General features: G+C 68.1%; 23 protein-coding genes and 1 pseudogene. 15 read left to right on the forward strand and 9 right to left on the reverse strand.

All coding sequences use genetic code 11. From position 1 onward, the window contains the following. Window positions 1–96 (reverse strand): annotated as a pseudogene (locus A5773_RS26505) (TetR/AcrR family transcriptional regulator); the annotation flags it as partial. Window positions 97–239: 143 nt separating this feature from the next. Here A5773_RS26505 and A5773_RS11260 point away from each other — a divergent pair. Next, entirely contained in the window at window positions 240–875 is a 636-nt protein-coding gene (locus A5773_RS11260; protein ID WP_067790938.1) for a TetR/AcrR family transcriptional regulator, read from the forward strand. After that, window positions 872–1,849, forward strand: coding sequence for an LLM class flavin-dependent oxidoreductase (locus A5773_RS11265; RefSeq protein WP_067790939.1), 978 nt, complete (start codon window positions 872–874; stop codon window positions 1,847–1,849). Before A5773_RS11260 ends, A5773_RS11265 begins: the two co-directional genes overlap by 4 nt. Here A5773_RS11265 and A5773_RS11270 read toward each other — a convergent pair. Then, a complete protein-coding gene (locus A5773_RS11270; protein WP_232001837.1) occupies window positions 1,817–2,329 on the reverse strand; it encodes a YkgB family protein in 513 nt (170 codons plus the stop codon). The genes A5773_RS11265 and A5773_RS11270 overlap by 33 nt on opposite strands. Before the next feature lie 31 nt (window positions 2,330–2,360). Further along, window positions 2,361–3,038, reverse strand: coding sequence for a peroxiredoxin-like family protein (locus A5773_RS11275; protein WP_067791041.1), 678 nt, complete (start codon window positions 3,036–3,038; stop codon window positions 2,361–2,363). A 151-nt stretch (window positions 3,039–3,189) separates the two neighbouring features. Here A5773_RS11275 and A5773_RS11280 point away from each other — a divergent pair, with 151 nt between their 5' ends. Next, a complete protein-coding gene (locus A5773_RS11280) occupies window positions 3,190–3,807 on the forward strand; it encodes a TetR/AcrR family transcriptional regulator (protein WP_067790941.1) in 618 nt (205 codons plus the stop codon). 16 nt (window positions 3,808–3,823) lie between these two features. Here the strand turns inward: A5773_RS11280 and A5773_RS11285 are convergent, their stop codons facing one another. Then, window positions 3,824–4,297, reverse strand: coding sequence for an SRPBCC family protein (locus A5773_RS11285; protein ID WP_066951332.1), 474 nt, complete (start codon window positions 4,295–4,297; stop codon window positions 3,824–3,826). A gap of 130 nt (window positions 4,298–4,427) precedes the next feature. On the opposite strand from A5773_RS11285, the gene A5773_RS11290 reads away from it, so the two are divergent. From A5773_RS11290 to A5773_RS11310, 5 genes are all read left to right on the forward strand, one after another. Continuing rightward, the gene (locus A5773_RS11290) at window positions 4,428–5,249 is read left to right on the forward strand and encodes a mycofactocin-coupled SDR family oxidoreductase (RefSeq protein WP_067266296.1); all 822 of its coding nucleotides are present in this window, start codon (window positions 4,428–4,430) and stop codon (window positions 5,247–5,249) included. A gap of 188 nt (window positions 5,250–5,437) precedes the next feature. Next, the gene (locus A5773_RS11295) at window positions 5,438–5,650 is read left to right on the forward strand and encodes a heavy-metal-associated domain-containing protein (protein ID WP_066951320.1); all 213 of its coding nucleotides are present in this window, start codon (window positions 5,438–5,440) and stop codon (window positions 5,648–5,650) included. Continuing rightward, window positions 5,647–7,884: a cation-translocating P-type ATPase gene (locus A5773_RS11300; RefSeq protein ID WP_067790943.1), complete on the forward strand. Its 2,238-nt coding sequence runs from the start codon at window positions 5,647–5,649 to the stop codon at window positions 7,882–7,884. The genes A5773_RS11295 and A5773_RS11300 overlap by 4 nt, the downstream gene beginning before the upstream one ends. Before the next feature lie 134 nt (window positions 7,885–8,018). Then, the gene (locus tag A5773_RS11305; protein WP_067790945.1) at window positions 8,019–9,410 is read left to right on the forward strand and encodes an alpha/beta hydrolase family protein; all 1,392 of its coding nucleotides are present in this window, start codon (window positions 8,019–8,021) and stop codon (window positions 9,408–9,410) included. A gap of 206 nt (window positions 9,411–9,616) precedes the next feature. Beyond that, complete coding sequence (locus A5773_RS11310) at window positions 9,617–10,429, forward strand: polysaccharide deacetylase family protein (protein WP_067790947.1); 813 nt, start codon at window positions 9,617–9,619, stop codon at window positions 10,427–10,429. A gap of 5 nt (window positions 10,430–10,434) precedes the next feature. Here A5773_RS11310 and A5773_RS11315 read toward each other — a convergent pair whose 3' ends face one another. Further along, entirely contained in the window at window positions 10,435–11,811 is a 1,377-nt protein-coding gene (locus A5773_RS11315; RefSeq protein ID WP_067790949.1) for an FAD-binding oxidoreductase, read from the reverse strand. A 156-nt stretch (window positions 11,812–11,967) separates the two neighbouring features. On the opposite strand from A5773_RS11315, the gene A5773_RS26700 reads away from it, so the two are divergent. Then, on the forward strand, window positions 11,968–14,877 hold the full coding sequence (locus tag A5773_RS26700; protein WP_066951301.1) for a helix-turn-helix transcriptional regulator: 2,910 nt from the start codon (window positions 11,968–11,970) through the stop codon (window positions 14,875–14,877). 5 nt (window positions 14,878–14,882) lie between these two features. On the opposite strand, the gene A5773_RS11325 is transcribed toward A5773_RS26700, so the two are convergent. Then, window positions 14,883–15,152 (reverse strand): DUF4242 domain-containing protein, encoded by a 270-nt coding sequence (locus A5773_RS11325; RefSeq protein ID WP_066951298.1) that lies wholly within the window; start codon window positions 15,150–15,152, stop codon window positions 14,883–14,885. A gap of 75 nt (window positions 15,153–15,227) precedes the next feature. Further along, a complete protein-coding gene (locus A5773_RS11330) occupies window positions 15,228–15,686 on the reverse strand; it encodes a MarR family winged helix-turn-helix transcriptional regulator (RefSeq protein WP_066951294.1) in 459 nt (152 codons plus the stop codon). Window positions 15,687–15,760: 74 nt separating this feature from the next. On the opposite strand from A5773_RS11330, the gene A5773_RS11335 reads away from it, so the two are divergent. From A5773_RS11335 to A5773_RS11345, 3 genes are all read left to right on the forward strand, one after another. Next, complete coding sequence (locus A5773_RS11335; protein WP_066951290.1) at window positions 15,761–16,705, forward strand: PHB depolymerase family esterase; 945 nt, start codon at window positions 15,761–15,763, stop codon at window positions 16,703–16,705. A 70-nt stretch (window positions 16,706–16,775) separates the two neighbouring features. Beyond that, window positions 16,776–18,074: a lipase family protein gene (locus tag A5773_RS11340; protein ID WP_067790951.1), complete on the forward strand. Its 1,299-nt coding sequence runs from the start codon at window positions 16,776–16,778 to the stop codon at window positions 18,072–18,074. Window positions 18,075–18,149: 75 nt separating this feature from the next. Next, a complete protein-coding gene (locus tag A5773_RS11345) occupies window positions 18,150–18,710 on the forward strand; it encodes a TetR/AcrR family transcriptional regulator (RefSeq protein WP_067790954.1) in 561 nt (186 codons plus the stop codon). On the opposite strand, the gene A5773_RS11350 is transcribed toward A5773_RS11345, so the two are convergent. Beyond that, window positions 18,707–19,348 (reverse strand): TetR/AcrR family transcriptional regulator, encoded by a 642-nt coding sequence (locus A5773_RS11350; RefSeq protein ID WP_066951283.1) that lies wholly within the window; start codon window positions 19,346–19,348, stop codon window positions 18,707–18,709. The genes A5773_RS11345 and A5773_RS11350 overlap by 4 nt on opposite strands. A gap of 148 nt (window positions 19,349–19,496) precedes the next feature. Between A5773_RS11350 and A5773_RS11355 the strand changes: the two genes are divergently transcribed. Beyond that, window positions 19,497–22,511, forward strand: coding sequence for an RND family transporter (locus tag A5773_RS11355; protein WP_082948201.1), 3,015 nt, complete (start codon window positions 19,497–19,499; stop codon window positions 22,509–22,511). Here A5773_RS11355 and A5773_RS11360 read toward each other — a convergent pair. After that, window positions 22,506–23,114: a TetR/AcrR family transcriptional regulator gene (locus tag A5773_RS11360; protein ID WP_067790958.1), complete on the reverse strand. Its 609-nt coding sequence runs from the start codon at window positions 23,112–23,114 to the stop codon at window positions 22,506–22,508. The two genes, A5773_RS11355 and A5773_RS11360, sit on opposite strands and share 6 nt — an antisense overlap. Window positions 23,115–23,180: 66 nt before the next feature. Between A5773_RS11360 and A5773_RS11365 the strand changes: the two genes are divergently transcribed. Together A5773_RS11365 and A5773_RS11370 are read left to right on the forward strand one after the other, a co-directional pair. Beyond that, on the forward strand, window positions 23,181–24,011 hold the full coding sequence (locus A5773_RS11365; protein ID WP_067266322.1) for an alpha/beta fold hydrolase: 831 nt from the start codon (window positions 23,181–23,183) through the stop codon (window positions 24,009–24,011). A gap of 32 nt (window positions 24,012–24,043) precedes the next feature. Further along, a complete protein-coding gene (locus tag A5773_RS11370) occupies window positions 24,044–24,814 on the forward strand; it encodes an SDR family NAD(P)-dependent oxidoreductase (RefSeq protein WP_066951272.1) in 771 nt (256 codons plus the stop codon). The last annotated feature ends 22 nt before the right edge of the window (window positions 24,815–24,836 follow it).

The raw sequence follows: 24,836 nt of genomic DNA on the forward strand, positions 1-24,836 counted from the left end.
GGCCACACACCGCATCGCCGCGGCGATGATCCGCGCACGCGTCTGCTCCCCCTCGGCGCCCACCGGGCGGCCCAATTGCGACTGCGCGACGCTCATGCCGCGCGGAACCCGCCGCAGGTTCGTCCATCACACACTGCGCACCTCCGCGCGGAAGCCCAAACTAATCGATCACTCGATTATATTCGACCGTGTCGGGCACCCAGAGCCGGCGGACAGGACGCGCGAGTGGGGAGAGCACGGTGACGCGGGCGCAGCGTGGGCGCCCGGTCGGCGCCAGCGGCGAGGAGACCCGCCGGCGGATCATCGCCGCGGCGATGCGGTGTGTGGCCGAGATGGGCTACTCCCGCACCACGATTCGCGAGATTGCCCGGGCCGCCGGCATGACCAGCGGCAGCCTGTACCACTACTTTCCGAACAAGTCCGAACTGCTGGAGGCGACCGTCACCGAAATGGAGGGCATCGCGTCACCTCGGCTGCGGGCCGTCGCCGCGCGGGCCGACGGCGCGGTCGATCGCCTGGCAGCGGTGTTGGACGAGTCGAGCAGGTTGATGCGCGAGTACCCCCATCTGGCCGCCTTCGATCGGGCCATTCGCAGTGAAAGCAGCGAGCATCCGGCCAGCGGCCGGCCACGGTACGCCGGGCTGAAAGCGTTGCGCGACACGATAACTGAGATCATCAGCGACGCCCGGGCACAGGGCGCGCTGCCTCCCGACACCCGCCCGGACGCGGCTGCCGATGCGATTCACGCACTGGCGCGGGGTCTCATGGAGCGGGCCGCCACTCTGGCTCCGGACGCGTACGCGGCTGCACTGGAATCGGCCAAGGACTTGATCGGCGGAACGCTCTTCGCGCGCCCGGACGACGCACGACGATGAAGTTACTCACCGCGCTGCGGCTCAACATGACCAATGTCGCCGATCCCACAGCGCGCCAGGCGGATCGCTACCGGACTGCGCTGGACATGGCGGAGTTCGCCGATCGCCGCGGCTTCACGGCCGTGAGCGCAGAAGAACATCACCTGGCGGCCACGAGTTGGCTTCCGTCGCCGTTGATTTTGGCCGCCGCGGTAGCGGGTCGCACACGCAGCGTACGCATCAGCGTCAACGCGTTGATCGTCCCGCTCTACGATCCGATTCGGCTGGCCGAGGACATCGCCGTGCTGGACAACCTCACCCAGGGCCGCTTCAGTTTCGTGGCCGGCATGGGTTACCGGCCCGAGGAGTATCGCGCCGTCGGCAAGGGCTGGCCCAAGCGGGCGACCCTGATGGACCACTGCCTGACGGTGCTGCTCAGGGCGTGGAGCGATCAACCCTTCGAACACGAAGGCGCGCTCATCAACGTCACGCCGAAGCCGTTTACCCGCCCGCATCCGATCCTTTTCGTTGGTGGTATGACGGCCGCGGCGGCCCGGCGCGCGGCCCGTTTCGGGCTTCCGTTTTCACCGCCGATGGCCATGCCCGAGGTCGAGGCGGTGTATCTGCAGGAGTTGCGCAACCGCGGAAACGAGGGTTTCGTCTACCGCCCCGAGAACGGCAGCACCGTCACCCTGCTGCACGCCGATCCCGACGAAGCGTGGTCGCGTTACGGCGACTTCATCCTGTCGGAAGCGGTCGAATACAGCGCTTGGAAGCGGGCCGGCGTCCCGCGGCCCAACGAAACCGAGCCGGCCTCGATCCGGGACCTGCGCCGCCTCAACCATGTCGAGATCCTGACCCCGACACAGTTGATCGATCAGATCCACGGTGGCCGAAGAGAAGTCGTGATTAACCCGCTCATCGGCGGCCTTCCTATCGACGCGGGCTGGTCCAGCCTGCACCTAATGGCCGACGAGGTTCTGCCCCATGTGTGACCTGCCCCGCGACAGCGCGTCACCCAGGCTCCACACCGCGACGCCGATCAGCACCAGATCCTTCAGCAGGAACTGGCCCGGCAGCGCCGACAGCACGGGAAGACCACCGGCATGCGTCGAGACCACGCCCGGCGTGGTGAAGAGGAAGCTCAGCGTTCCCATGAACAGCACCACCGCCAGCGCGCTACCGGCCGCCGATACCCGCGGCCACACCGGCCGAAGCGCGATGAGAAGGGCGGCAACGATTTCCATCGTTCCCAGCCCGCGCGCGACGGTGGCAACACTGAAAACCTCGTAGATCCAGCTCATCAGCGGGCTGTGCTCGATGAGCACGCGGGATTCCATCTTCACGTACTTCCCGAACCCGATCCAGGCCAGCACGATGACCAGTCCGTAACGGCTGATGAGCTGTCCCGACCGGGTAAGCGTTTGCGCCAACGGGTTTGAGCCGGAGCGGATTACGACGGGGCTTTCGTCCACGAAATGAGCACGAATTCGCGACGCCCTGGGTTCACTTGAGGCTGCTCAGGGCAGCGACGATGTCGGCGACCTCAGTGCGGGTGGTGTAGTCGGGGTGGACGTCGATCCAGCGAATGGTCCCGGCGTGGTCGACGATCGCCACGGTCGGCATTGGCAGTCCTATCGTGCCATCGGCGTTGACTTCGGCCAGCTCGAGACCGAGATTGCGTTGCGCCGCCCTGGTGCCCTCGCTGGGAGCGGTGAGTACACCCAACCCGGTCGCGACCTGATTGCCGGGGTCGGACAACACGGTGAAACTCAACTCGTTGATCTCCTGCGTCGACAGTGAACCGTCAGGCTTTTGCGGGCTGATCGCCACCAGCGCGACGTTACCCCGCGCCAGCTGCGGGACCAGTTGCTCCTGATACGCACGCAGCGTCAGGTTGCAGTACGGGCACCACGCACCGCGGTATAGCACGACCACTGCACTGCGTCCCCCGACACTCTGGGCAAGGGTGGTGGGCACGCCGCGCACATCCAATAGCCGGCCATCCGGCATCGGGTCGCCAGGAGCGGCGACGCCGACCGGTGTACCGCCGGCCCGTAGCTGCGCCTGCTCGGCGCTGAAGGTGCTGAGAACATCCTCAGGCAACTGGCTTGCCATTCCCTGCTGAAATTGCGCGACCCGGTTGGCAATCGTGGTCTCGTTGGTGTCGGCGGTGCTGGTCATGAGTTCATTGCCCTTCACATGCGTGCCGGCTTGGCGCACAACGGCTTCCGGCATCGATTAGTAGACGATGGCGTTCAGCCTGCTCGACCGAAAATGGAGTGTCAACTCCAAAAAGAGTAGTTTGTGGGGGTTACTCCACGGAAGGAGGCTTATGGCTCCGGTCCCCTACGAGAAGCTGACCGCGAAGGGCCGCGCAACCCGCGAGCGCATCGTGGCCGCCGCTTCCGAATTGATGCTGCAGCGCGGCGTCGCGCGGACAACCATCGAGGACATTCAGGAGGCCGCGGTCGTCAGCACCTCGCAGATGTATCACTACTTCGCCGACAAGAGCGATCTCGTGGCCGCCGTCATCGACTTTCAGACCGATCATGTGCTCGGCGTGCAGCACCTGGGTCTCGACCGCATCGACAGCATCGAGGACTTGTACCGCTGGCGCGGCATCATGGTGGACCTGGTGCGCAGCATGGGCTGTGCGGGCGGTTGCCCGATCGGCTCAATGGCCAACGAGCTGTCCGAGTCGGACCCTATCGCGCGGGCCCAGCTTGCACGGTCATTTGCCCAGTGGGAGAACATGATCCACGACAGCCTGGTAGCGATTGCCGCGCGCGGCGAGTTGGCCGACGGGACGGACATCGAGCGCGTCGCGCTGGCGATGCTCGCCGGCATCCAGGGCGGGTTACTGCTCAGCCAGGTCCGTCGCGACACCGCGCCGTTGGAGGCCGCGGTCGACACCATGATCGAACACCTGCGACGCCTAGGCATGGGGTGACGCGCCGGAGACCCGGTTAGCGCGTGGCGTAACGATCGCGCAACTGGGCCAGCGTCGCTTCGATTCCTGCGGCGTTGCCTTTGCACGCCCCGATCCGCTCGTAGTACTTCAACGCGTTCTTGACCGCACCGGCGTCCCGATAATCGAACGTCTCCGTGACCCGGGTTCGGGTCGGCGAGAGCGTCTCGAATTGCCACCGCCAGCGGTGCCCCACCGGGTGACGCCATTCGACCAGTTCGTTCGGTTTCAGGGCCGTCACCGTGCTGGTGATGCGGTACGGCAGGCCATACATCTTCATCTTGGTCGAAAACTTCGACCCCACAGTCAATTCCGCGGGCACGCTGATGTTGTCACGCACGGTGCCCGACCCATCCAGTTCGCTGTGTCGTCGGGGATCGGCGGCCATCGCGTAAAGTTCGGCGGCCGGCGCGGCCACTTCGACCGACCGGCTTACCTGCCGCGGGCCCGCGTCTACAACGGTGACGGTCATGATCTTTCCTTTCGGCTGTCCGGCAGCGTCAGGTCGACGCTACGCTCGCCGAGTCGAACTCAGAACAGCAGACATCCCGCCGCGGGTGGCCGCGACAGGAAGCCAGCGTCGGGAGGAGCCGAAAGTAGCAATGAGTCAATCCATTTCGGGAAAGGTGGCCCTGATCACCGGCGCCGCGCGGGGGCAGGGCCGGGCGCACGCCGTGCGCCTGGCCGCCGAGGGTGCCGACATCATCGCGGTTGACATCGCCGGGCCGCTGCCGCCAAGCGTTCCGTATGACTCGCCGACACCCGTGGATCTGGCCGAGACGGCACGACTGGTGAGCGCCAACGACAAACGGGTCGTCACCGCGGCCGTCGACATCCGGGACCTCGAGGCGCTCAAGGGTGCAGTCGACGCGGCGGTGGCCGAACTCGGCCGCCTCGACATCATCGTCGCCAACGCCGGGATCTGCAGTCCCGCTCCGTGGGATCAGATCACCGCGGAAGCGTTCCGCGACACCATCGACACGAACGTGACCGGCACCTGGAACACGGTGATGGCCGGCGCTCAGCACATCATCGACGGCGGGCGCGGTGGGTCGATCATCCTCATCGGGTCGGCCGCCGGCATCAACATGCAGTCGTTCATGATCCACTACACGGCGAGCAAGCACGCGGTCGTCGGGATGGCTCGCGCGTTCGCCGCCGAGCTCGGCCGGCACAACATCCGCGTCAACAGCCTCAACCCCGGAGCGGTCTCGACACCGATGGGTACCGGCCGCATGCGTGAAGCGCTGCAGGCCGCCGCCGACACCTACCCGCACTTGCGGGGCCTGCACAAGCCGCTGCTGCCCGAGGGGATCGCCCAGCCGGAGGACATCGCCGACGCCGTCGCCTGGCTTGTTTCCGACCAGTCCCGGTTGGTCACGGCGACCCAGCTTTCGGTCGATATCGGCGTCGGCTACGTCTGATGCCCGGCGTGGGCCGATCCCGAACGCTGGCTTGGGGCTTCCACCAGGCAGAATGGAAGAGTCCTCGTTGCCTCCCGGGTTGCTCCGCCGGCGCCCCCTTGCGCCAACGGCTCGGCGTGGGAATACCTCGGCCGCACGCGGATGTTGCGCGTGGAGATACCCCGGCGGGGTATCAGGAAAGGAATGTCATGACCACGAGCGAATACCGGGTCGACGGGATGAGCTGTGGCCACTGCGAGGCGGCCGTCAAGGATGAGGTCGGCCGCCTCCCGGGCGTGGAGCGCGTGGACGTCAGCGCCGACACGGGCAGGCTGGTGGTCACGAGTTCTGTTCCCATCGACGCGGCCGCGGTCCTCGGCGCGGTGGACGAGGCCGGCTACCGGGCCGTCCTGGTGGCATGAGCGCGGCGCCGATGAGCCAGATCGAGCTGAAGATCGCGGGGATGACGTGCGCGTCCTGCGCCGCCCGGATCGAGAAGAAGCTCAACCGGCTCGACGGCGTGGTAGCCACCGTCAACTACGCCACGGAAAAGGCCGCGCTCACGATCCCCTCGGGATACGACCCGCGATTGCTGATCGCGGCCGTCGAACAGGCCGGTTACACCGCCGCGCTGCCGCCCCGGCGGGAAACCTCCGTTACGGCCGACGACCCCGAGCTGAGCGCGCTGCGCACCCGGCTGATCACCGCGGCCGTGCTCGCCGGCCCGGTGATCGCCATGGCGATGGTTCCGGCCTTGCAGTTCCGCTATTGGCAGTGGGCATCGCTGGTCCTGGCCGCACCGGTCGTCGTATGGGGAGGCCGTCCCTTCCACACCGCCGCCTGGGCCAACCTCAAACGCGGCGCCGCCACCATGGACACGCTCGTCTCGATCGGCACGCTGGCGGCGTTCCTGTGGTCGTTGTATGCGCTGTTCTTCGGTACGGCCGGCGAACCGGGCATGCGCGACGCTTTCGAGCTGACCGTCCACCCCTCCGACGGCGCCGGCAACATCTACCTGGAAGTCGCCGCGGGTGTGACCCTGTTCGTGCTGGCCGGGCGGTACTTCGAGAAGCGTTCGAAGCGGACGGCGGGCGCCGCGCTGCGCGCCCTGCTGGAGCTCGGCGCCAAGGAGGTCGCGGTGCTGCGGGACACCGGCGAAACCCGCATCCCCGTGGACCGCCTCGCGGTCGGGGACGACTTCGTGGTCCGGCCCGGGGAGAAGGTCGCCACCGACGGCATCGTGGTCTCGGGTTCTTCGGCCGTGGACGCCTCGATGCTCACCGGCGAATCCGTCCCCGTCGAGGTCGGCGAGGGCGACACCGTCACCGGCGCCACCGTCAACGTCGGCGGGCGCCTCGTCGTGCGCGCCACCCGGGTCGGTGACGACACCCAGCTCGCGCACATGGCCAAGCTGGTCGAGGAGGCCCAATCGGGCAAGGCCGAGGTGCAGCGGCTCGCCGACCGCATCTCCGGCGTGTTCGTCCCCGTGGTGATCGGCATCGCCCTGGCGACGCTCGGCGCGTGGGTCGCGCTGGGCTTCCCGCTCACCGCGGCCCTGACCGCGGCCGTCGCGGTGCTGATCATCGCCTGCCCGTGCGCGCTGGGGCTGGCAACCCCGACCGCCCTCCTGGTCGGCACCGGCCGCGCGGCTCAGCTCGGCGTGCTGATCAAGGGGCCCGAAGTCCTGGAGTCGACGCGCAACGTGGACACGATCGTGCTCGACAAAACCGGCACCGTCACCACCGGAAAGATGACCCTCGTCGACGTGATCAGCGGGCCCGGGACCGACCGCCAAACGCTGCTGCGCTACGCCGGCGCGCTCGAGGATGCGTCCGAACATCCCATCGCGCGGGCCATCGCGCAGGCCGCGAAAGCCGAGCTCGGTGCACTGCTGCCCGCCGCCGAGCGCTTCGCCAGCCTCGAAGGGAACGGCGTGCGAGGAGACGTCGACGGCCGCACCGTCGTCATCGGGCGGGCGAACCTGCTGGCCGACAGCGGCCAGCCGCTGGACGCCGCGCTGTCGGCGGGCAAGGCCCGCGCCGAGGGCGAAGGCAAGACCGCGGTCGCCGTCGGCTGGGACGGCCGCGCCCGCGGGATCCTGGTGGTCGCCGACACCGTCAAACCGACCAGCGCCGAAGCGGTCCGGCAGTTCAAGCGGCTGGGCCTGACGCCGATCCTGCTGACCGGCGACAACGGGAGCGTCGCGGACCGGATCGCCGGCGAGGTCGGCATCACGCAGGTCATCTCCGAGACGATGCCGGCCGACAAGCTCGCCGCCATCCGGCGGCTGCAGTCCGAAGGGAAGGTCGTCGCGATGGTCGGTGACGGCGTCAACGACGCCGCCGCTCTGGCGACCGCCGATCTCGGGGTGGCGATAGGCACCGGCACCGACGTCGCGATCGAAGCCGCCGACCTCACCGTCACGCGCGGTGACCTACGCGCCGCGGTCGATGCGATTCGGCTGTCCCGGCGCACGCTGAGCACCATCAAAACCAACCTGTTCTGGGCGTTCGGCTACAACATCGCCGCAATACCGCTCGCCGCGCTCGGCATGCTCAACCCGATGCTGGCGGGCGCCGCGATGGCCTTTTCCAGCGTTTTCGTGGTCGCCAACAGCCTGCGGCTGCGCTCGTTCAGCAGCGTCGCGGCCACCTAGACCACCGCGCCCACACGCCACGCTGGCAGGCGGACGGGTGGGGCTGGTGTGGGATAGTTGTTCCCGACCCCCCGCGTTCGAAAAGACCACGGGTCCGCCCCGCGCAGCGATCGACCCAGCAAAGGCAACGACCGTTGGACCAATTCTTCGGACGACTGTCCCTGCTGCACGGCTGGTTTCCGCCGACCGTGCAGGGGTTGACGCTGCTGCTGTTGATCATCGCGATCCAGTGGCGTGCGCCGCGCTGGCTCAAGCGGGTGCTGCCCGCGGCCCTGGTCGCGGCCGCCGCGGTGACCGCGCTCGCGTACTGGTACATCACGTCGCTCGGCGTGGCCGGGGACCCGGCGCCGACGACGCTGTGGCTGTGGATCGCGATGAGCGGCCTGGCCGCCGCGGTCTTCCTGGTGGGCTGGCGGGGCGCCCGCTGGTGGCGTCGCGGGGTCGCCGTGCTGTCCATACCGCTGAGCGCCTTGTGCGCGGGACTGGCATTGAACGGCTGGGTGGGTTACTTCCCGACGGCGCTTGCCGCGTGGAACCAACTGACCTCGGTGCCGTTGCCCGACCAGATCGACCGGCTCCGGGTCACCGAGATGCAGGTCGCCGGGACCAGGCCGACCAAGGGCGTGGTGGTGCCGGTGGACATCGACGACAACGCCTCCCACTTCCGGCACCGCCGAGAACTGGTCTATCTGCCGCCCGCATGGTTCAACAGCAATCCGCCACCCCGACTGCCGGCGGTCATGATGATCAGCTCCGCGTTCAACACCCCGGCCGACTGGCTGGGCCCGGGCGGCGCCTTCACCGCCATCGACAACTTCGCTGCCGCGCATCACGGCTTCTCCCCGGTGCTGGTGTTCGTCGATCCCACCGGGTCGTTCGACAACGACACCGAGTGCGTCAACGGCAGCCGGGGCAACGCCGCCGATCACCTATCCAAGGACATCGTGCCGTTCATGGTGTCGAACTTCGGCGTCAGCGCCGACCGGGCGAACTGGGGCGTCGCGGGATGGTCGATGGGCGGCACCTGCGCGGTTGACCTGGCCGTCATGCATCCGGAACTGTTCAGCGCGTTCGTGGACATCGCCGGCGACCGCAGCCCGAACGTCGGCCCCAGGGATCAGACGATCGCCAAGCTGTTCGGCGGCGACCGCACCGCCTGGGCCGCGTTCGACCCCCCGACCGTGATCGCGCGGCATGGTCGCTACACCGGTTTGTCGGGCTGGTTCGACGTCCCGGGATCCTCGGAGCCGCGCGACGTGGCGGCAGAGGCCAACCCCACCGGGAGCGCGCCCAGCACGGACCCGGCGGCCAATCCGGAGGGCCAGGACGCCGCCGCCAACGCGTTGTGCGCGGCGGCCAGCGCCAACGGCATCACCTGCGCCGTGGTCAGCCAGCCGGGCAAGCATGACTGGCCGTTTGCCGCCGGGGCGTTCGAGGCGGCGCTGCCCTGGCTGGCCTCGACGCTGGGCACACCCGCCGCCGAGCCGGTGCAGCTGCCCCAGCGCGGCGGCACGGAATCACACTGATCGCGAAATTCACAGCTGACCCTCCCGTAACGCATCCGACATATTGTTCCTGGTAGTGGTACGGTTCGCTGCTGATGGCTGGCGATTTCGTGTACGGCGAGCGACCCCTCCGGGGGTCGGCTCGAAGCGCGCAGCGGCGCAGCCAACACCGGGCCCAGTCCGGATCACCCCGTCCGACATTTGCGCCCGGCCTTCGCCTGCCCGCGATGAATCGCCGTCAGTTCCTCGGTTCGCTCGCCGCCTCAGTCGTCGCCGGAGTGGGCGCGGCCCGGCTCGTCGTCGACCCGCAGCCGCGAACGTTCGCCCAGACGCCGGCCGCTTCCGGCGCGGCGACCTCGGGCCCGACCGCCCCGTCGGCTCTGTTGCCGCCGCCACCGCTGAGCGCCCGCATCCCGCTGCCCGGCGGGGGCGCGCTGATGAAGATCCCCGGCGAGGGTGATCTGCTCGCGCTGACCGTCGACGACGGCGTCAACAGCGAGGTGGTGCGCGCGTACACCCAGTTCGCCAAAGACACCGGCGTGCGTCTGACCTACTTCGTGAACGGCACCTACGACTCCTGGACCGAGAACAAGGAGATGCTGCGGCCCCTGGTCGACAGCGGACAGATCCAACTCGGCAACCACACCTGGTCACACCCGGACCTCACGACGCTGCCCAAAGATCAAGTCGCGCAACAGCTCAGCCGCAACGACGAATTCCTAAAGAAGACGTACGGCATCGGTGCGAAGCCGTACTGGCGGCCGCCGTACGCGAAGCGCAACGCCGTGGTCGACGCCGTGGCCGCCGACCTGGGCTATACCGTGCCGACGTTGTGGTCGGGGTCGCTGTCGGATTCGACGTTGATCACCGAGGAGTACATCGTGCAGATGGCCGATCAGTACTTCACGCCGCAGGCCATCGTCATCGGGCACCTCAATCACCTGCCCGTGACGCACGTCTACCCGCAGCTCGTCGACACCATCCGCGAGCGCAACCTGCGCACCGTCACACTCAACGACGTGTTCCTCAAAACGCCTTAGCCCCTTCAGCCCGCGGGCCGGATGTTCTGGTTGATCCGGAACACGTTGCCGGGATCGAATTGAGCCTTGACCTCGGTGAGCCGCTGGTAGTTCGGGCCGTAGGTCGCCCGGACCCGCTCCTGCCCCTCGTCCATCATGAAGTTCACGTAGGCACCGCCGGCCGAGTACGGATGGGTGGCGTCCCAGTAGTCAATAGCCCAGCGTTTCAACAACTCCGCGTTCGCCGGGTCCGGGTCCACCCCCGCGATCACTTGGGAGAAGTTGACGTCCCGGTAAGCCCACGCCGTGTCGGATTGGCCGACCTGATGGACCGCACCGTCGATCGGGTACAGGTGCATCGTGGAATGCCTGGTCGGCAGCTCCTGGGCGAAGCGGGCGTGGGCCGCAACGGCGCCGTCGGGCACCGTGCGGAAGAAGTCTCCGCGCCAATACCATTGCAGCCCTTTGGGATACAGGCCGTCGAAGGTGGACTGCAGCGCCGGGAAGGGAGCGGCGCCCAGCCCGTCGAAGGCCGGTTCCATCTGCCGGACCGGCGCGAACGCTTCCTCGGCGCCGGCGGGGTCGCCCGTGTAGCACCAGACCACGGCGCACGCCTTCTGCAGGTGGAACGCCTCGGGGAACGGTGCCGCCGGCGGGACCGTCATGGCCGCGAAGAATCCGTAGAGATCCCCGTCCTGCGCAGGCATGAAGTCCCGGTACCACGAGAGGATGTCGGCGGTGGCCGACGCGGGCCATGCCGTGGGACCGCAGATCACGGTGTGCACGGGGTGCAGCCGGAACGTGAATGACGTGACCACGCCGAAGTTTCCGCCGCCGCCGCGCAGCGCCCAGAACAGGTCGGGATGCTCGGATTCGGACGCCCGCACCACGCGGCCGTCGGCCAGCACCAGCTCCGCCTCGACCAGGTTGTCGATGGTCAGGCCGTACTTGCGGGACAGGTAGCCGTGGCCGCCGCCCACGGTCAGGCCCCCGACCCCGGTGGAAGAGATGATGCCCGACGGCGCCGCCAACCCGTATGCGTGCGTCGCGCCGTCCACTTGCGCCCACGTCGCCCCGCCTTCGACCCGGGCGGTGCGGCTGTCGGCGTCCACGTCGATCCGGTTCATCGGCGACAGGTCGATGACCAGTCCGCCGTCCACGGTGCCGAAGCCGGGGCCGTTGTGACCGCCCCCGCGCACGGCGACAACGAGGTTGCGGTCGCGCGCGAATTCCAGCGCGGTCGCGATATCCGCGGGCGAGCCGCAGCGCGCGATCACCGCCGGCCGCTTGTCGATCATGCCGTTGTGGACCGCCCGCGCCTCCTCGTACCGCGGGTCGTCGGGCAGGATCACCTGCGAGCCGAGCCTGGCGCGTAATTCATCGGTTGCGGTTGTGAGGCTCATGGCCACACCTCCTTGTTTGCTCGCCGGTCTTGATGCGGCGACGTTACGAGGCCGGCGAACCGCTCGTCATGACCACAACCGAGCATTTCCGAGGCATTCCACGATAGTCACATCTGACTATCGACCGACCAATACCGACGCGGCTACCTTGTTTGCATGGCGCAGTGGGTGCCGCCCCCGCTCCCGGCCGAACTGATCGCTCGCCGCCGGGGCCCGCTCGTGGGTCGCGATGCGGAACTGGCGGTGTTCGAGCAGGCCTGGGGGCGGGTCGAGCGGGGTAATCGCCAGGCGGTTTTCATCGGCGGCGAGCCCGGGGCCGGCAAGACGCGGCTGGCCGCGGAGGTGGCCGGCAAGCTATTCGACCACGGCGTCGCGGTGCTGGTGGGAAGTTCGACCGCCGACGAAGACGTGCCCTACGCGCCGTTCGCCGAAGCGCTCGACCGGCTGCTGATCGCCGGTCCGCCGGGTTCGATGGCGGAACCGTTGAGCGACGCGGGGCCGCAGCTGCGACGGCTCTCGCCGGAAGTGATTCGGCATTTGCCCGACGACGGCCCGGCCCCGGACGTCGGGTCGGCGCGGCAGGCCCTCTTCGACGCGTTGACCGGCTTCCTGCGCCGTCTGGCCGTCGATCGCCCGATCGCCCTGATCCTCGACGACCTGCACTGGGCGCAGCTCCCCACCCTTGCGCTGCTCGAGCACGTGCTGATCGGCTGCGCCGATGTGCGCGTTCTGGTGGTGGTCACGTTCCGCACGACCGAGCCCGACCGGTCCGACGACCTGGCCACCCGGCTGGCCGAGCTGCACCGATTCGACGGGGTGCGGCGCCTGGACCTGGCGGGCCTGGACACCGAGGCGATCGCCGAGTTCGTCGCACGAACCCAGCAGCTGGCCCCGGCCTCGGTGCGCACGGCCGCCGCGCTGCTGCGCGAGCGGACCGGCGGCAACCCGTTCTTCCTGACCGAACTGGTCAACGACCTCGAAATCCGCGGCGGGCTGGCCACTTTGGGCACGCAGCACACGGTCCCCGGGTCCATCGGAGACGCGATCGCCCGCCGCCTCGCCGGGCTGGGGACCGGCGTGCGCGCGGTCATCGAGCAGGCGGCGGTGCTGGGCCAGACGTTCGACCTCCCGGCGCTCATCTCGACCTGCGAGACGGAGGTCGGCGCGACGCTGGCGGCGATCGATTCGGCCGAGGCGGTCGGGCTGGTCCGCGCGGTGCACGACTCCGACGGCGAATTCGCGTTCGTGCACGCGCTGACCCGGGAATCGGTGCTCGGCGGGATGGCGGCATCGCGGCTGCGGATCATGCACGCGCGCGCCGCCGAGGCGCTGGAGGGACGTGCCGACCCATCGCTCGTTCCGCGTTTGGCCAACCACTTCCTGATGGCGCACGTGCTCGGCTACCACGAGCAGGCGTTGCGGTATGCGCGCCGGGCGGCCCGGATGGCCGAGCACAGCCTGGCTTATGAGGATGCGGCCAAGTGGTTCGAACGGGCCGCCTCGCTTCCCGAGCTCAGCCTCGCGGAGCGGGCCAGGCTGCACCTCGACGCGGCGGCCAACCATGTGCGCGCCGGCTTCTTCGTGCGGGCGCGGGGCATCTACGAACGCATCGGCGCGATGGACGACCCGCTGATGCGGCTGGAGGCTGCCGTCGGCTACGAGGAGGCGAATTGGCGCCCCGGACAGTCGACTTCGAAGGCGGCCGACCTGCTGGCGTCGGCGCTGGAATCGTGCGGGCTGCAAGCCGATGACCCCCGCTACGTGCAGGCGCTCGGCAGCTTCGGGCGCGCGCTGGCCTTCGCCGGCGAGGCGGAGCGGGCCCGCGAGGTCGGCGCCGACGCGATCGAGCGCGCGCGGGCCGTCGGCGACGAGGGGGTGCTGCTGCACACGTTGAAGACGAGCCTGTGGCAAGGCCTCACCCCGGAGATGAGCGAAATCCAGGCGGAGCGTGCCGCCGAGGTATCGCACATGGCGCTAGCACGCCGCGACTACGAGTCGTTGGGTGCGGCGTCACACTTCCACGCCATGGTCAGCTACCTGGCCGGCCGGCCCGACGGCCTGGCCGTCGCGACCGCCGACATGCGGCGCGCGGCCCAAAGCTGCGGTCAAGCCGCCTTCGGCTTTGTCGGCGCGTGCATCGAACAAGCGTTGGCCTACCTGCGCGGTGACTTCGCCGGTGCCGAACGATGGGCCGACATCGCCTTGCGCACAGGCGATCTGTTCGGCGCCGACGACACCGAGGGCTCGAACGGGGTCCAAATGTTCATGATCCGCCGCGAAACCGGCGACCTGAAAAGATTCGGGGGCTTCATCGACGGCAGTGAGACGTTCACCGGCCGCTGGGTGCCCGGGCTGCTTGCCCTCTACACCGAATTGCGGTGCGAACGCGGCATGAACCGTGCGCTCAATCAGTTGCTCAACCGCAACCTCGGCGACCGCCTCGAGGATGCGCAGTGGCCGATGGAACTGGTGTTCATGGTCGAGGCGGCGTTAGGGCTTTCCCACCGCGAAGCGGTCCACGCGCTGCGCCCATTCGTCTCGCGTTATGCCGGAAAGAATTTGGTGGCCGGCCAGTTCGTCGCGCTGTTCGGCAGCGCCGACCGATATCTGGCCCGGATGGCGGCGCTCTGCGGAGACGGTGCCTCTGCCGAGCGGCACTTCGTCGCCGCGATCGAGATGGACCGCCGGATGGGCTCGGTGGTGCATGTCAGCGAGACACTGGCCCGGCACGCGTTGTTCGCCTCGTCATGTGGTCGCACCGAGGATGCCCGGCGTCTGGCCGACGAGGCGCGCGCCATCGCCGCTGCGATCGGGCAGACCCGCGTCGTCGACCTGGCGGATTCGGTCCTGGCCGCGGGTTCGGTGGGTCCCGACGGCCTGACCGAACGGGAGGTGGAGGTGCTGCGGCTGCTCGCCGAGGGGTTGAGCAATCGCGCGATCGGCGAGCGCCTCTTCATCAGCACCAACACCGCCGCGAACCACGTGCGCAACATCCTGATCAAAACCGGCGCCGCCAACCGCACGCAGGCGGCGATGTATGCGGCCGACCACGAGCTTCTCGGCTAGCGCCCTCAGATGTCGGACAGCGCCCCGTCCGGCATCATGCGCTCTTTCACTTCGACGACGGAGTCGGCCGGCAGGCCGGCGCGCGCCGCCGCGGACCTGATGGCCTCCGGCGACGGCGCCTCATACAGGCAGTAGGTCTTCCGCTTGTCCGCCGACAGGAACGAGTACATCCAGCGAACGCCCTCGAGGTCGTTGATCCGATTGATACCGTCGGCAACCTCGAGACCGGGCTCCAGTTCCTCGGCAAAGTTGCGCTCGACCATGAAGATGGGCACGGCGACTCCTGTTCACTGTCTTGGGTCGAGCCTAGGCCGTCGGCGACGATCAAGACATGGGAATTTCGGCGGCGGCTATTCTTCCGCCGATTCGGTCTGAGCCGCGAGCAACATCTGCAAGGACTCACGCAGCGTGGTCAATCGCTGATGCCCTAGGACCTGCTCCCACTGCCGCTCCAATTCGACTGCGCTAGAGCGCATTACCCGCAACGCTTGCCGGCCGCGTGGCGTCACCTCGATGATTCGGGCTCGCGCGTCCAGCGGGTTGGGGACTCGGGTGACGTAGCCGTGTCGCTCCAGTCCGGTGATCGCCTGGGCGACCGCCTGCCGGCTCACTTGGAGCCGATCGGCCAGATCCGACGCGTGCAGGCCACCGGCCGCCAACGGTACGAGCGCGACCGCCTGGGCCGGTCGGATCCCGTCGAGTCCCGCCGCGGCAAACGCCGCCCGCAACCGTGGCGCACCGGACGCCGCCACCAGGTTCACCAGCGCGGGAACGGTGGGCTGCCAGTCCGGATGCAGAGGGCGTCGCATGCGAAGAGTGTGCCACCCGCAGCACAATTGACAAGTGACTTGTCAAAATCCCCAGCGGCTGCCACGATGGCGTCATGCGATCGCGCCGCGCCGGGGCTCTCAGCGTTTGCCTCGTCGCCGTTCTGGCCGTCGTGCCCGGCGGCTGCCTGGGCGGCGGCCATGCGCTGGGAACGCCCGGCTCGCAATCGATCCCGGTCGGGCAATCCACCCAGAGCGTCGAGTCGGGCGGCGTGAGCCGCACCTATCACCTGTACCGGCCGCAGGGACTGACCGATGCGGCCCCTCTGGTGGTGATGCTGCACGGAGGCTTCGGCACGGGCCAGCAGGCCGAGCGCGCCTACCACTGGGACACCGAGGCCGACGCCGGGCATTTCCTGGTCGCCTACCCCGACGGCATCAACCGCGCCTGGAACGCCGGAACGTGCTGCGGCGAACCGCAGCGCGTCGGCGCGGACGACGTCGGCTTCATCACGACCATGGTTGGCGCCATCGAGCAAGGGATGCCCATCGACCGGGCGCGCGTGTATGTCACCGGCATGTCGAACGGAGCCATGATGGCGCTCCGGCTCGGCTGCCAGTCGGACGTGTTCGCCGCGATCGCCCCGGTGGCGGGCACGATGCTGACCGACTGCTCCCGGGCGCGGCGCGCGTCGGTGCTGCAAATCCACGGCACCGCCGACGACAGAGTGCCCTACGACGGCGGGCCTGGAAAGGCGTTCGCGCTCAACGGAACTGCTCGCGTCGACGGGCCGTCGGCGCAGTCCGTGAATGCCACCTGGCGCGCGATTGACGCCTGCGGAGCGCCGAACTCGAGCACCACCGGTGACGTGACGACGCAAATCGCCGCCTGCGCGGACGGACGCACCGTGGAGTTGATCTCGGTGGCCGGCGCAGGCCATCAATGGCCGGGCAGTGAACCCAGCCCCCTCGCCGCGAAGCTCGCGGGCATCCCGCCACCCTCGACGGCGCTGGACGCCACCGATACCATTTGGCAGTTCTTCGCCCAGAACCACCGCTAGGCGTCGCCGAATCTCTAAAAATTTAGAGATTTGCCTTCCCTGGCCGCCGCCCGGTTGTTACCGTTCCGTGATGCGCCGGGTTGGGGGAACTTTCGCCGTCCTGCTGATATTCGCCTCAGCGTTGGTCGGTCTCGGTCGTGCCGGCACCGCGCACGCCGACGGCGGGGACGAACCGCGGTACGCGGAGTTCTACACCCCACCCGACCCGTTGCCGCCCGGCCGGCCGGGCGACCTGATACGCACCGAACCGTCGCGACTGGTCCTCGAGCCGTCCGGCCAGCTGGGCGCGATCATGGCCACCGGCACCCGAATCATGTACCGCAGCACCGATACTCGTGGCAACCCGATCGCGGTCACCGGAACATACTTCGAGCCTTACAACGCGTCGCCGGGCAGCGGACCACGGCCGTTGATCAGCTACGCACCCGGCACCCAGGGCCAAGGCAACCAGTGCGCGCCGTCGCGAATGTTCAACCAGGGCATCCATTATTCGGGCGGCTGGGACATCATGTTCAACTACGAGGAGCTGTTCGTCGCCACGATGGTGGCGCGCGGTTTCGCCATCGTGATGACCGACTATGAAGGCCTCGGCACCAACTCCATGCACACCTATGTGGGCCGCGTCGCCGAGGGGCAGGCGGTGCTCGACGCCGCCCGTGCGGCCATGAAGCTCCCCGACACTTCGCTGGATCCCCTTGGTCCCGTGGCCTTTTGGGGCTACTCGCAGGGCGGCGGTGCCACCGCGTCGGCGGCCGAGCTGGCGTCGAGCTATGCCCCCGAACTCCACATCGTCGGCACCTACGCCGGGGCCCCGCCGGCCAACCTGAAGGAGCTGTTGCCGTACGCGGATGGCAGCGCGCTGGTCGGTGTCGTCGGGTACGCGCTCAACAGCGTCATGGCCGCCTATCCCGAGTTCGCCGACGTCATCCGTTCCAAGATGACTCCCCGCGGACTCGCGATGCTCGAGTCGGTCTCGCGCCAGTGCGTCGGACAAACCCTGCTGGACTTCATGTTTCGCCATATCCAGCCCTATTTCACCGAAGACATCAAACAACTGGTCAACGAGGAGCCGTTCAACACCCTCTTCGAGGACCAGCGGATCGGGCGCTACAAGCCCAACGCGCCGGTGCTGATCGACAGCAACCGCTACGACCCGCTGGTGCCGTGGACCGCGGCCAACCAACTCGGTCGCGACTGGTGCGCCCAGGACGCCGACGTCGAGTTCCGGACCAACGAGGAGCCACCGTTCCTCGACAAGCTCGTCATCAACCACGCGTTGCCCATGCTCGTCGACGGCGAGCCGGCCATGCAGTGGATCGCCGCCCGATTCAACGGAGAACCGCCCGCGCCCAACTGCGGTCAGTTTTAGACTGGACGCATCGCTGCACGTCGAAAGCACAACGCGCCCGAACGGCGCCGCCAACTCGCCGACGCCGCGATCGAACTGCTGGGGACTAACGGCGTCCACGGGGTCAGCCATCCCAGGGTCGACGATCACGCCGGCGTACCCGCCGGCACCGCGTCGTTCTACTTCAGGACCCGCAAGGCGCTGCTGCACGCGATCGCGGCCCGGCTGGCCGAACTCGATGTGGCCGACTTCTCCCGAATGGCCGAACTCGCCGACGATCCGGCGGCGCAATTCACCGGCACCGCGGGGCTGGCCCGCATCGTCATGTACGTCAACAGCGAGCCCTGGCTGACCCGCGCCAAGGCCCGATACGAGCTCGCGTTGCTCGCCGGCCGGGACGGGGAACTGGCCACTGCCCTCGGCGAATCCGCGAAACTGCTCTACACCCTGGCCCGCGACGTCGTCACCCAATGGCATCCCGCGGAGAGCGCGCCCGCGCCCGCGTTGATCGAGGACCAGGCGATCGCCACGCTGGCTTTCATCAACGGGATCATGATGACGTTCGTCGCGGGGCAACCGGCCGTCGACAGCGCCGACCATCTCGACCGGCTCATTCAGGGCGTCATCGCGGGTGTCGCCGCCGTTCGCGGTGCCTAAAGATCCTCCGCGGTGAGTCGGCGTTCGAGCGCGCCGGCGATATCCGTCGTTGTCACGACCAGCGCCGTCATGAACTCGATGAGCTGAGGTCGACTGACCTTGATTTCGCGCCGGTACCACTGGGTGATCAACTCGAGAAGGCCGCCGACCACCGTCAGCGCGGTCAGCATGACGTTGTCGTCGGTACCGGCGGCCGCACCGAGCAGTGCCCGTACCTGCCCGACCATCACTTGAGTGAGGACGTCGATCACCTCGTCCCGACGCCCGGCGAGCGCTTCGGCCGTTTGCAGCTCGATCAGCAGCCGCGGGCGCCGCGGATCTTCGTCGATGAAGCCGAACGCGAACTCGATGACGGCGCGGGCGCGGGCCTCGAGTTCGTGCGGTGACTCCGCGACCGTCGCCATGATCCCCGTCAACGCGCGGCTGAATTGGTCTTCGAAAGTCGCGATCAGCAATTCGTGGCAGTCGCGGAAGCTCTCGTAGAAGTAACGGTCGTTGAGCCCCGCGCTCGCGCTGACGGCCCGCACCCGGAGATTGTTCACCCCCTGCTCGGCAATCGTGTCGAAGGCAGCCTCGATGAGCTGCCCGCGGCGCTGTTCACGTCGCTGATCAGCGGTTAGGCCACGATGCACTGCCATTCGAGAACCGGCTCCTTTTTCGTTTGGCTCACGGACTTGCGCCCGCACCCCACTTTGGTGAAGGATCTCACCAACATGGTTTGGTGAACTGTTTCACCAACCAATCATAGGGGGAGCGGTGCAACGGGGGATCTTTTCGGGAACGGGTTTGGTTGGCGCGCCCCGCCGGGCCGAGCCCCAGCTTGAGCGAACCGGTGAATACAGTGCGCGTCTTGCCGCGTTGGGCGGACTTGCCGTCCGGCGCAAGGCATGGGTGATCGGCACATGGATCGGCGTGGCTGCGATCCTCGCGATCGCCTTCCCCCAGCTGGAGACGGTCGTGCGCCAGCAGTCGGTCCAGCTCTTGCCCGGTGACGTGCCGTCGTTTCAAGCGCTCGATCGTATGGCGGCGGCGTTCGACGAGCGGGGTGCGAAGACCTCGATCGTCATCGCGATGGAAGACCCCGCCGGGCTGACCCCACCCGCGCGGCAACGCTACGACGCCCTCGTGGTCGCGCTGCGCGCCGACAAAACTCACGTTCTGCTGGTGCAGGATCTACTTGCCGAGCCCACCACCAGAAGCCGCGCGGTGAGCAAAGACGGAAAGGCGTGGTTCCTGCCGATCGGGATCGCCGGCACACTGGGTGACCCAAAGGCAGCCGAGTCGGTCGACGCCGTGCGCGCGCACGTGTCCTCCGTCGTCACCGGGTCATCGACCACCGCCCGCGTCACCGGCCCGGCCGCGACGTTCCGTGATCAGATCGGCTCAGGCGAACACGAGCTGCTGCTCATCTCGATCGCGACCGCCGCCCTGATCGGACTCATCCTGCTGCTGGTATACCGATCGGTCGCCACCGCCCTGTTGCCGCTATTGGTGATCGGCGCGAGCGTGGCCGTCGGCCGAGGCGTTTTGTCGGCACTCGGTGAATTCGGCGTTCCGGTCTCGCAATTCACCATCGCGTTCATGACCGCGGTTCTGCTGGGCGCCGGCACCGACTACAGCGTGTTCCTGATCAGTCGCTATCACGAACAACGACGGCGTGGAAATGCCCCCGAACAGGCCATCATTCATGCCTGCGGCAGCATCGGGCGCGTCATCCTGGCTTCAGCGGCGACGGTCGCTTTGGCGCTGGCCTCCATGGTGTTCGCTCGCCTGAGCGTCTTCCAGGGTGTTGGCCCCGCATGTGCCATTGCCGTGCTGATCGGATTCCTGGCCACCGTTACGCTGCTCCCGCCGTTATTGGCGCTGGCGGCAAAACGCGGCATCGCCGAGCCGCGCGCCGACTTATCTCGCCAGTACTGGAACCGGATCGCCGTCGTGGTGGTACGACGACCAACGCCGGTGCTGGCCGCGAGCCTGGTGGTCTTGCTGGCCCTGGCCGGCGTCGTGGCCACCATGACGATCAGCTACGACGACCGCAAGGGACAACCCGCGAGCACCCCCAGCAATCAGGGCTATCAGCTGTTGGATCGGCATTTCCCCAAAGACACCGCCATCAACGAATTTCTGCTCGTGCAATCCCGCACCGACATGCGGACCGCCAAAGGCCTCGCCGACCTCGATGCGCTGGCCTCGCGGGTCGCCCAGCTACCCGGGGTCACTCGCGTCTCGGGTGTCACCCGCCCCACCGGGAACCGGCTCGATCAAGCGCAATTGTCATGGCAGAACGGGCAAATCGGCGAAAAGATGGCCGATGCCGTCGCCGATGGCGAAGCCCACAAGGACGACCTTGCCAAGCTCACCAACGGTGCCGACCAACTCGCGGCCGGCTTGGGCCAACTCGACACCACGCTGCGGCGCGCGCTCACACCCCTGACCGATCTCTTGGACCAAGCCGGAAGCAGAGGTCAACAGCTGCAGGGCGCGCGGCCCCTGCTGCAACAACTCAAAGCAACCGCACCCGCCGTCGATCAAGCCGTGCACACCGGCGCGGGATTGCGGCCCCTGGCCCAACAAGCCGCCGCCGCCATTGCGGCGATCGAACCACTCGTCGAAGGCCTCAATGCCTCACCCTGGTGCGCCACCACGCCACAGTGCGCGCAACTGCGCGACGAAACCCGCGTACTCGTCACGCTGCGCAACGGTGGATTCTTCGACCAGGTGGCCGGACTCAGCGATCAGTTCAGCCAAACGGCCACCCTTGCCGGCACACTCACCGATATCCAAAACGCCGCCACCACCATGCAGCGGACGGTCGGCGCGACCGGCGACCCCGCGGACCTGATCGGCAACATCCACCGTCTGCAAGGCGGCGTCAGCCGACTCGCCGCGGGCGCGCAGGCGCTGGCCGACGGGGTACATACCCTCGCCGACAGCAACATTCGGCTACTCGGGGGCATGGGCCAGGTCGCCGCCCAGCTGCAGAACGCCGCTCGCGCCACCTCGGGATCGGACGCCGCCTCCGGGTTCTACCTACCTCCGTCGACATTTGAGAATCGGCAATTCAGCGACCTGGCAAGGCATTTCATTTCCTCCGACGGGCGCACCGCCCGATTCGCCGTCGCATCCTCGTACGACCCTTACTCCGCTGACGCGATGGCCCTGGACCGCAAGATCACCGAAGTGGCGAACGCCGCCCGGCCCAACACCTCGCTGGAAGGCACCTCCATCTCCATGGCCGGCTTCACCGCCGTCAATTCCGACCTCCAACACATGCTGTCCGCGGACTTCACCCGGCTGGCCACCGCCACCCTGCTGATCGTCGGCGTCGTCCTGATCCTGCTGCTGCGTTCCGTGGTCGCCCCGCTCTACCTGCTGGGCACCGTCGTGCTGAACTATTTCGCCGCTTTGGGCCTGGGAGTGCTGTTGTTCCAGTACGGTTTCGGCCACGCCATCGCCTGGCCGGTCCCGCTCCTGGCCTTCATCCTGTTGATCGCGGTCGGCGCCGACTACAACATGCTGGTGATCTCCCGCTTACGCGAGGAGTCCACCGGCAACTTGCGTGTCGGCGTGCTCCGCACCGTCACCAGTACCGGCTCCGTGATCACGTCGGCGGGCCTGATCTTCGCCGCCAGCATGTTTGGACTCATGATCGGATCGCTCGACATGATGGTCCAGGCCGGATTCGTGATCGGCTGCGGGCTGCTGCTGGACACGTTCGTCGTCCGCACACTCACCGTTCCCGCTCTCGCGACCCTCTTACGGGAGCGGAGCTGGTGGCCCCATCGGTTCAGTGCCTCATGACCCCGTAAGCATGCCGTCGATCAGTCGGTGCAGCACCTGCCGCGTCTCGCGGCGCGTGCGTTTCGGATCCTCGGCGGTCGCGATCAGCATGGCCGCCTCGTCGAGCGCACCGATCAGCACGTGCGCCAGCGGCCGCACCGGTTGCTTGGCCAACTGGCCGGCCCGGATCGCCTCGGTGATCAACTGTTCGGTCATGCCCAGGCTGTAACGCTGCGCGACGTCGCGAAAACCGGCCCACCCCAACACACTCGGGGCATCCAGCAACATCAGCTGACGCACCTCCGGATCCCCGGCAACCTCCAGCCACGCGTCGACCGCCGCACGGATCGCGTCCGCCGGTGTCGTCGCACCCGACTCGGCCACCAGGGTGCCCATCCGCGCCATCACGTCCTGCTCGACCGCCTCGACGACCTCGCGGAAAAGCGCTGCTTTGTCGGCGAATTGGTGGTACATCGCGCCGCGCGTAACCCCCGCGACGGCCGCGATCTCGGGCGTTCCGACCTCCGCGTAACCCCGTAGCCCCCACAACTTGCGGGCGGCGGCGATCAGCGCGTCGCGGGTCGCCGCGGAGCGCTCTTCCTGAGTCCGTCTCTTGCTTTCCATACAACCTGTTGGTAACTTACGAACAGACAGCCTGTTTGTAAATGTATCCCGAGGTAGGAGTTCTCTATGTCGACGATCGACATTAGTGCCGGAACCATCCATTACGAAGCAATCGGACCCGAAAGCGGCCGGCCGGTCGTTTTCGTGCACGGGTACATGATGGGCGGCCAGCTGTGGCGCCAGGTCAGCGAACGCCTGGCCGACCGCGGGCTGCGGTGCATCGCCCCGACGTGGCCGCTGGGCGCGCATCCCGAGCCGTTGCGCCGCGGCGCCGATCGGACCATCACCGGTGTCGCGGGGATGGTCGCCGAGGTGCTGACCGCGCTCGACCTCGAGGACGTGGTGTTGGTGGGCAACGACACGGGCGGGGTCGTCACGCAACTCGTGGCCGTGCACCACCCCGAGCGGCTCGGCGCCCTGGTGCTCACGAGTTGCGATGCGTTCGAACACTTTCCGCCACCCATCCTCAAGCCGGTGATCCTGGCGGCCAAGTCGAAGACGACGTTCCGGGCGGTTTCCCAGGCCATGCGAGTGCCGGTGGCGCGCAAGCGCGCGTTCGACGGATTGGCGCACCGCAACATCGACGACCTCACCGAGGCGTGGGTGCGACCGGGGCTGTCCGACCCCCGCATCGCTGAAGACTTGCGCCAGTTCACGCTGTCGATGCGCACGGAAGTGACGACGGCCGTGGCCGCCCGCCTGCCCGAGTTCGACAAGCCCACCCTCATCGCCTGGTCGGCCGACGACGTGTTCTTCGAGCAGGAGGACGGGGCCCGCCTGGCCGCCACCATCCCGAACGCCCGCCTCGAGGTCATCGGCGGCGCCAGAACCTTCTCGATGATCGACCAGCCGGACCGGCTCGCCGACCTCTTGTCGACGATCGCGGTGCGCGCGTAGCCGCCCGCCCCGCCGGCGGTAGCGTCTTGCGCATGTCAGACACGACGCCACCGCTGCGGGGCCGGCGGATCCTGGTCACCGGCGGAGCGACCGGCATCGGTGCGGCCGCCGTGGGGGCCCTCGGCGACGCCGGGGCCGAGGTCACTGCGACCTATCACCAGACGCCGCCGCCGGACGGCCTCGCTGCCAGCTGGCTGCAGTGCGACGTGCGCGACGCCGACGCCGTCTCGGCTATGGTGCGACAAGCCGCCGAGGGCATGGGCGGACTCGACGTTTTGGTGAACGCCGCGGGGCTGTGGCAGGCCGGGATTCCCGGTTACATCGGCGTCGACGAGATCGCGTTTCTGTTGGACACCAACGTCAAGGCGACCATCCTCACCAATCAGGCCGCCTACGCCGTCATGAAGGACCAAGACCCCAAGGGCGGCAGGATCATCAACTTCGGCTCGTCGGAAGCCGTGATGGGCAGCCCGATCTCGGCCGTCTACGCCGCCACCAAGGGTGCGGTCCAGGCATGGACGCGGTCGGCCGCCAAAGCGTGGGCGGTGGACAAGGTCACCGTCAACGCGCTGGCGCCGGCGGTGCAGACGGCCGGCGCCGATCGGTTGCGCGAATTCCTCGGCCCCGACGCGAGCGCGTTCATCGATCAGCAGATGCAGATGATGATTCCCCTGGGCGGGACGCTGGGGGACCCCGCGCGGGATCTCGGCCCGATGCTGGTCTTTCTGGCCGGGCCCGGTTCGGGATTCATCACCGGGCAGCTGCTGGCGGTCGACGGCGGCCTGATGATGGTGGGCGGATAACGAGCCGGCGCCCGGCCGTCGC

The sequence above is a fragment of the Mycobacterium sp. 852014-52450_SCH5900713 genome (assembly GCF_001667075.1).
Classification (GTDB): domain Bacteria; phylum Actinomycetota; class Actinomycetes; order Mycobacteriales; family Mycobacteriaceae; genus Mycobacterium.

Excerpts from the sequence above, each read along its gene's own strand:
- A5773_RS11295 (WP_066951320.1), top strand. The coding sequence starts at position 5,438 with ATGACCACGAGCGAATACCGGGTCGACGGGATGAGCTGTGGCCACTGC.
- A5773_RS11300 (WP_067790943.1), top strand. The coding sequence starts at position 5,647 with ATGAGCGCGGCGCCGATGAGCCAGATCGAGCTGAAGATCGCGGGGATG.
- A5773_RS11350 (WP_066951283.1), bottom strand. The coding sequence starts at position 19,348 with ATGGCAGTGCATCGTGGCCTAACCGCTGATCAGCGACGTGAACAGCGC.
- A5773_RS11265 (WP_067790939.1), top strand. The coding sequence starts at position 872 with ATGAAGTTACTCACCGCGCTGCGGCTCAACATGACCAATGTCGCCGAT.
- A5773_RS11330 (WP_066951294.1), bottom strand. The coding sequence starts at position 15,686 with ATGCGACGCCCTCTGCATCCGGACTGGCAGCCCACCGTTCCCGCGCTG.
- A5773_RS11370 (WP_066951272.1), top strand. The coding sequence starts at position 24,044 with ATGTCAGACACGACGCCACCGCTGCGGGGCCGGCGGATCCTGGTCACC.
- A5773_RS11290 (WP_067266296.1), top strand. The coding sequence starts at position 4,428 with ATGAGTCAATCCATTTCGGGAAAGGTGGCCCTGATCACCGGCGCCGCG.
- A5773_RS11285 (WP_066951332.1), bottom strand. The coding sequence starts at position 4,297 with ATGACCGTCACCGTTGTAGACGCGGGCCCGCGGCAGGTAAGCCGGTCG.
- A5773_RS11310 (WP_067790947.1), top strand. The coding sequence starts at position 9,617 with ATGAATCGCCGTCAGTTCCTCGGTTCGCTCGCCGCCTCAGTCGTCGCC.
- A5773_RS11280 (WP_067790941.1), top strand. The coding sequence starts at position 3,190 with ATGGCTCCGGTCCCCTACGAGAAGCTGACCGCGAAGGGCCGCGCAACC.
- A5773_RS11315 (WP_067790949.1), bottom strand. The coding sequence starts at position 11,811 with ATGAGCCTCACAACCGCAACCGATGAATTACGCGCCAGGCTCGGCTCG.
- A5773_RS11360 (WP_067790958.1), bottom strand. The coding sequence starts at position 23,114 with ATGGAAAGCAAGAGACGGACTCAGGAAGAGCGCTCCGCGGCGACCCGC.
- A5773_RS11275 (WP_067791041.1), bottom strand. The coding sequence starts at position 3,038 with ATGACCAGCACCGCCGACACCAACGAGACCACGATTGCCAACCGGGTC.
- A5773_RS11340 (WP_067790951.1), top strand. The coding sequence starts at position 16,776 with ATGCGCCGGGTTGGGGGAACTTTCGCCGTCCTGCTGATATTCGCCTCA.
- A5773_RS26700 (WP_066951301.1), top strand. The coding sequence starts at position 11,968 with ATGGCGCAGTGGGTGCCGCCCCCGCTCCCGGCCGAACTGATCGCTCGC.
- A5773_RS11335 (WP_066951290.1), top strand. The coding sequence starts at position 15,761 with ATGCGATCGCGCCGCGCCGGGGCTCTCAGCGTTTGCCTCGTCGCCGTT.
- A5773_RS11365 (WP_067266322.1), top strand. The coding sequence starts at position 23,181 with ATGTCGACGATCGACATTAGTGCCGGAACCATCCATTACGAAGCAATC.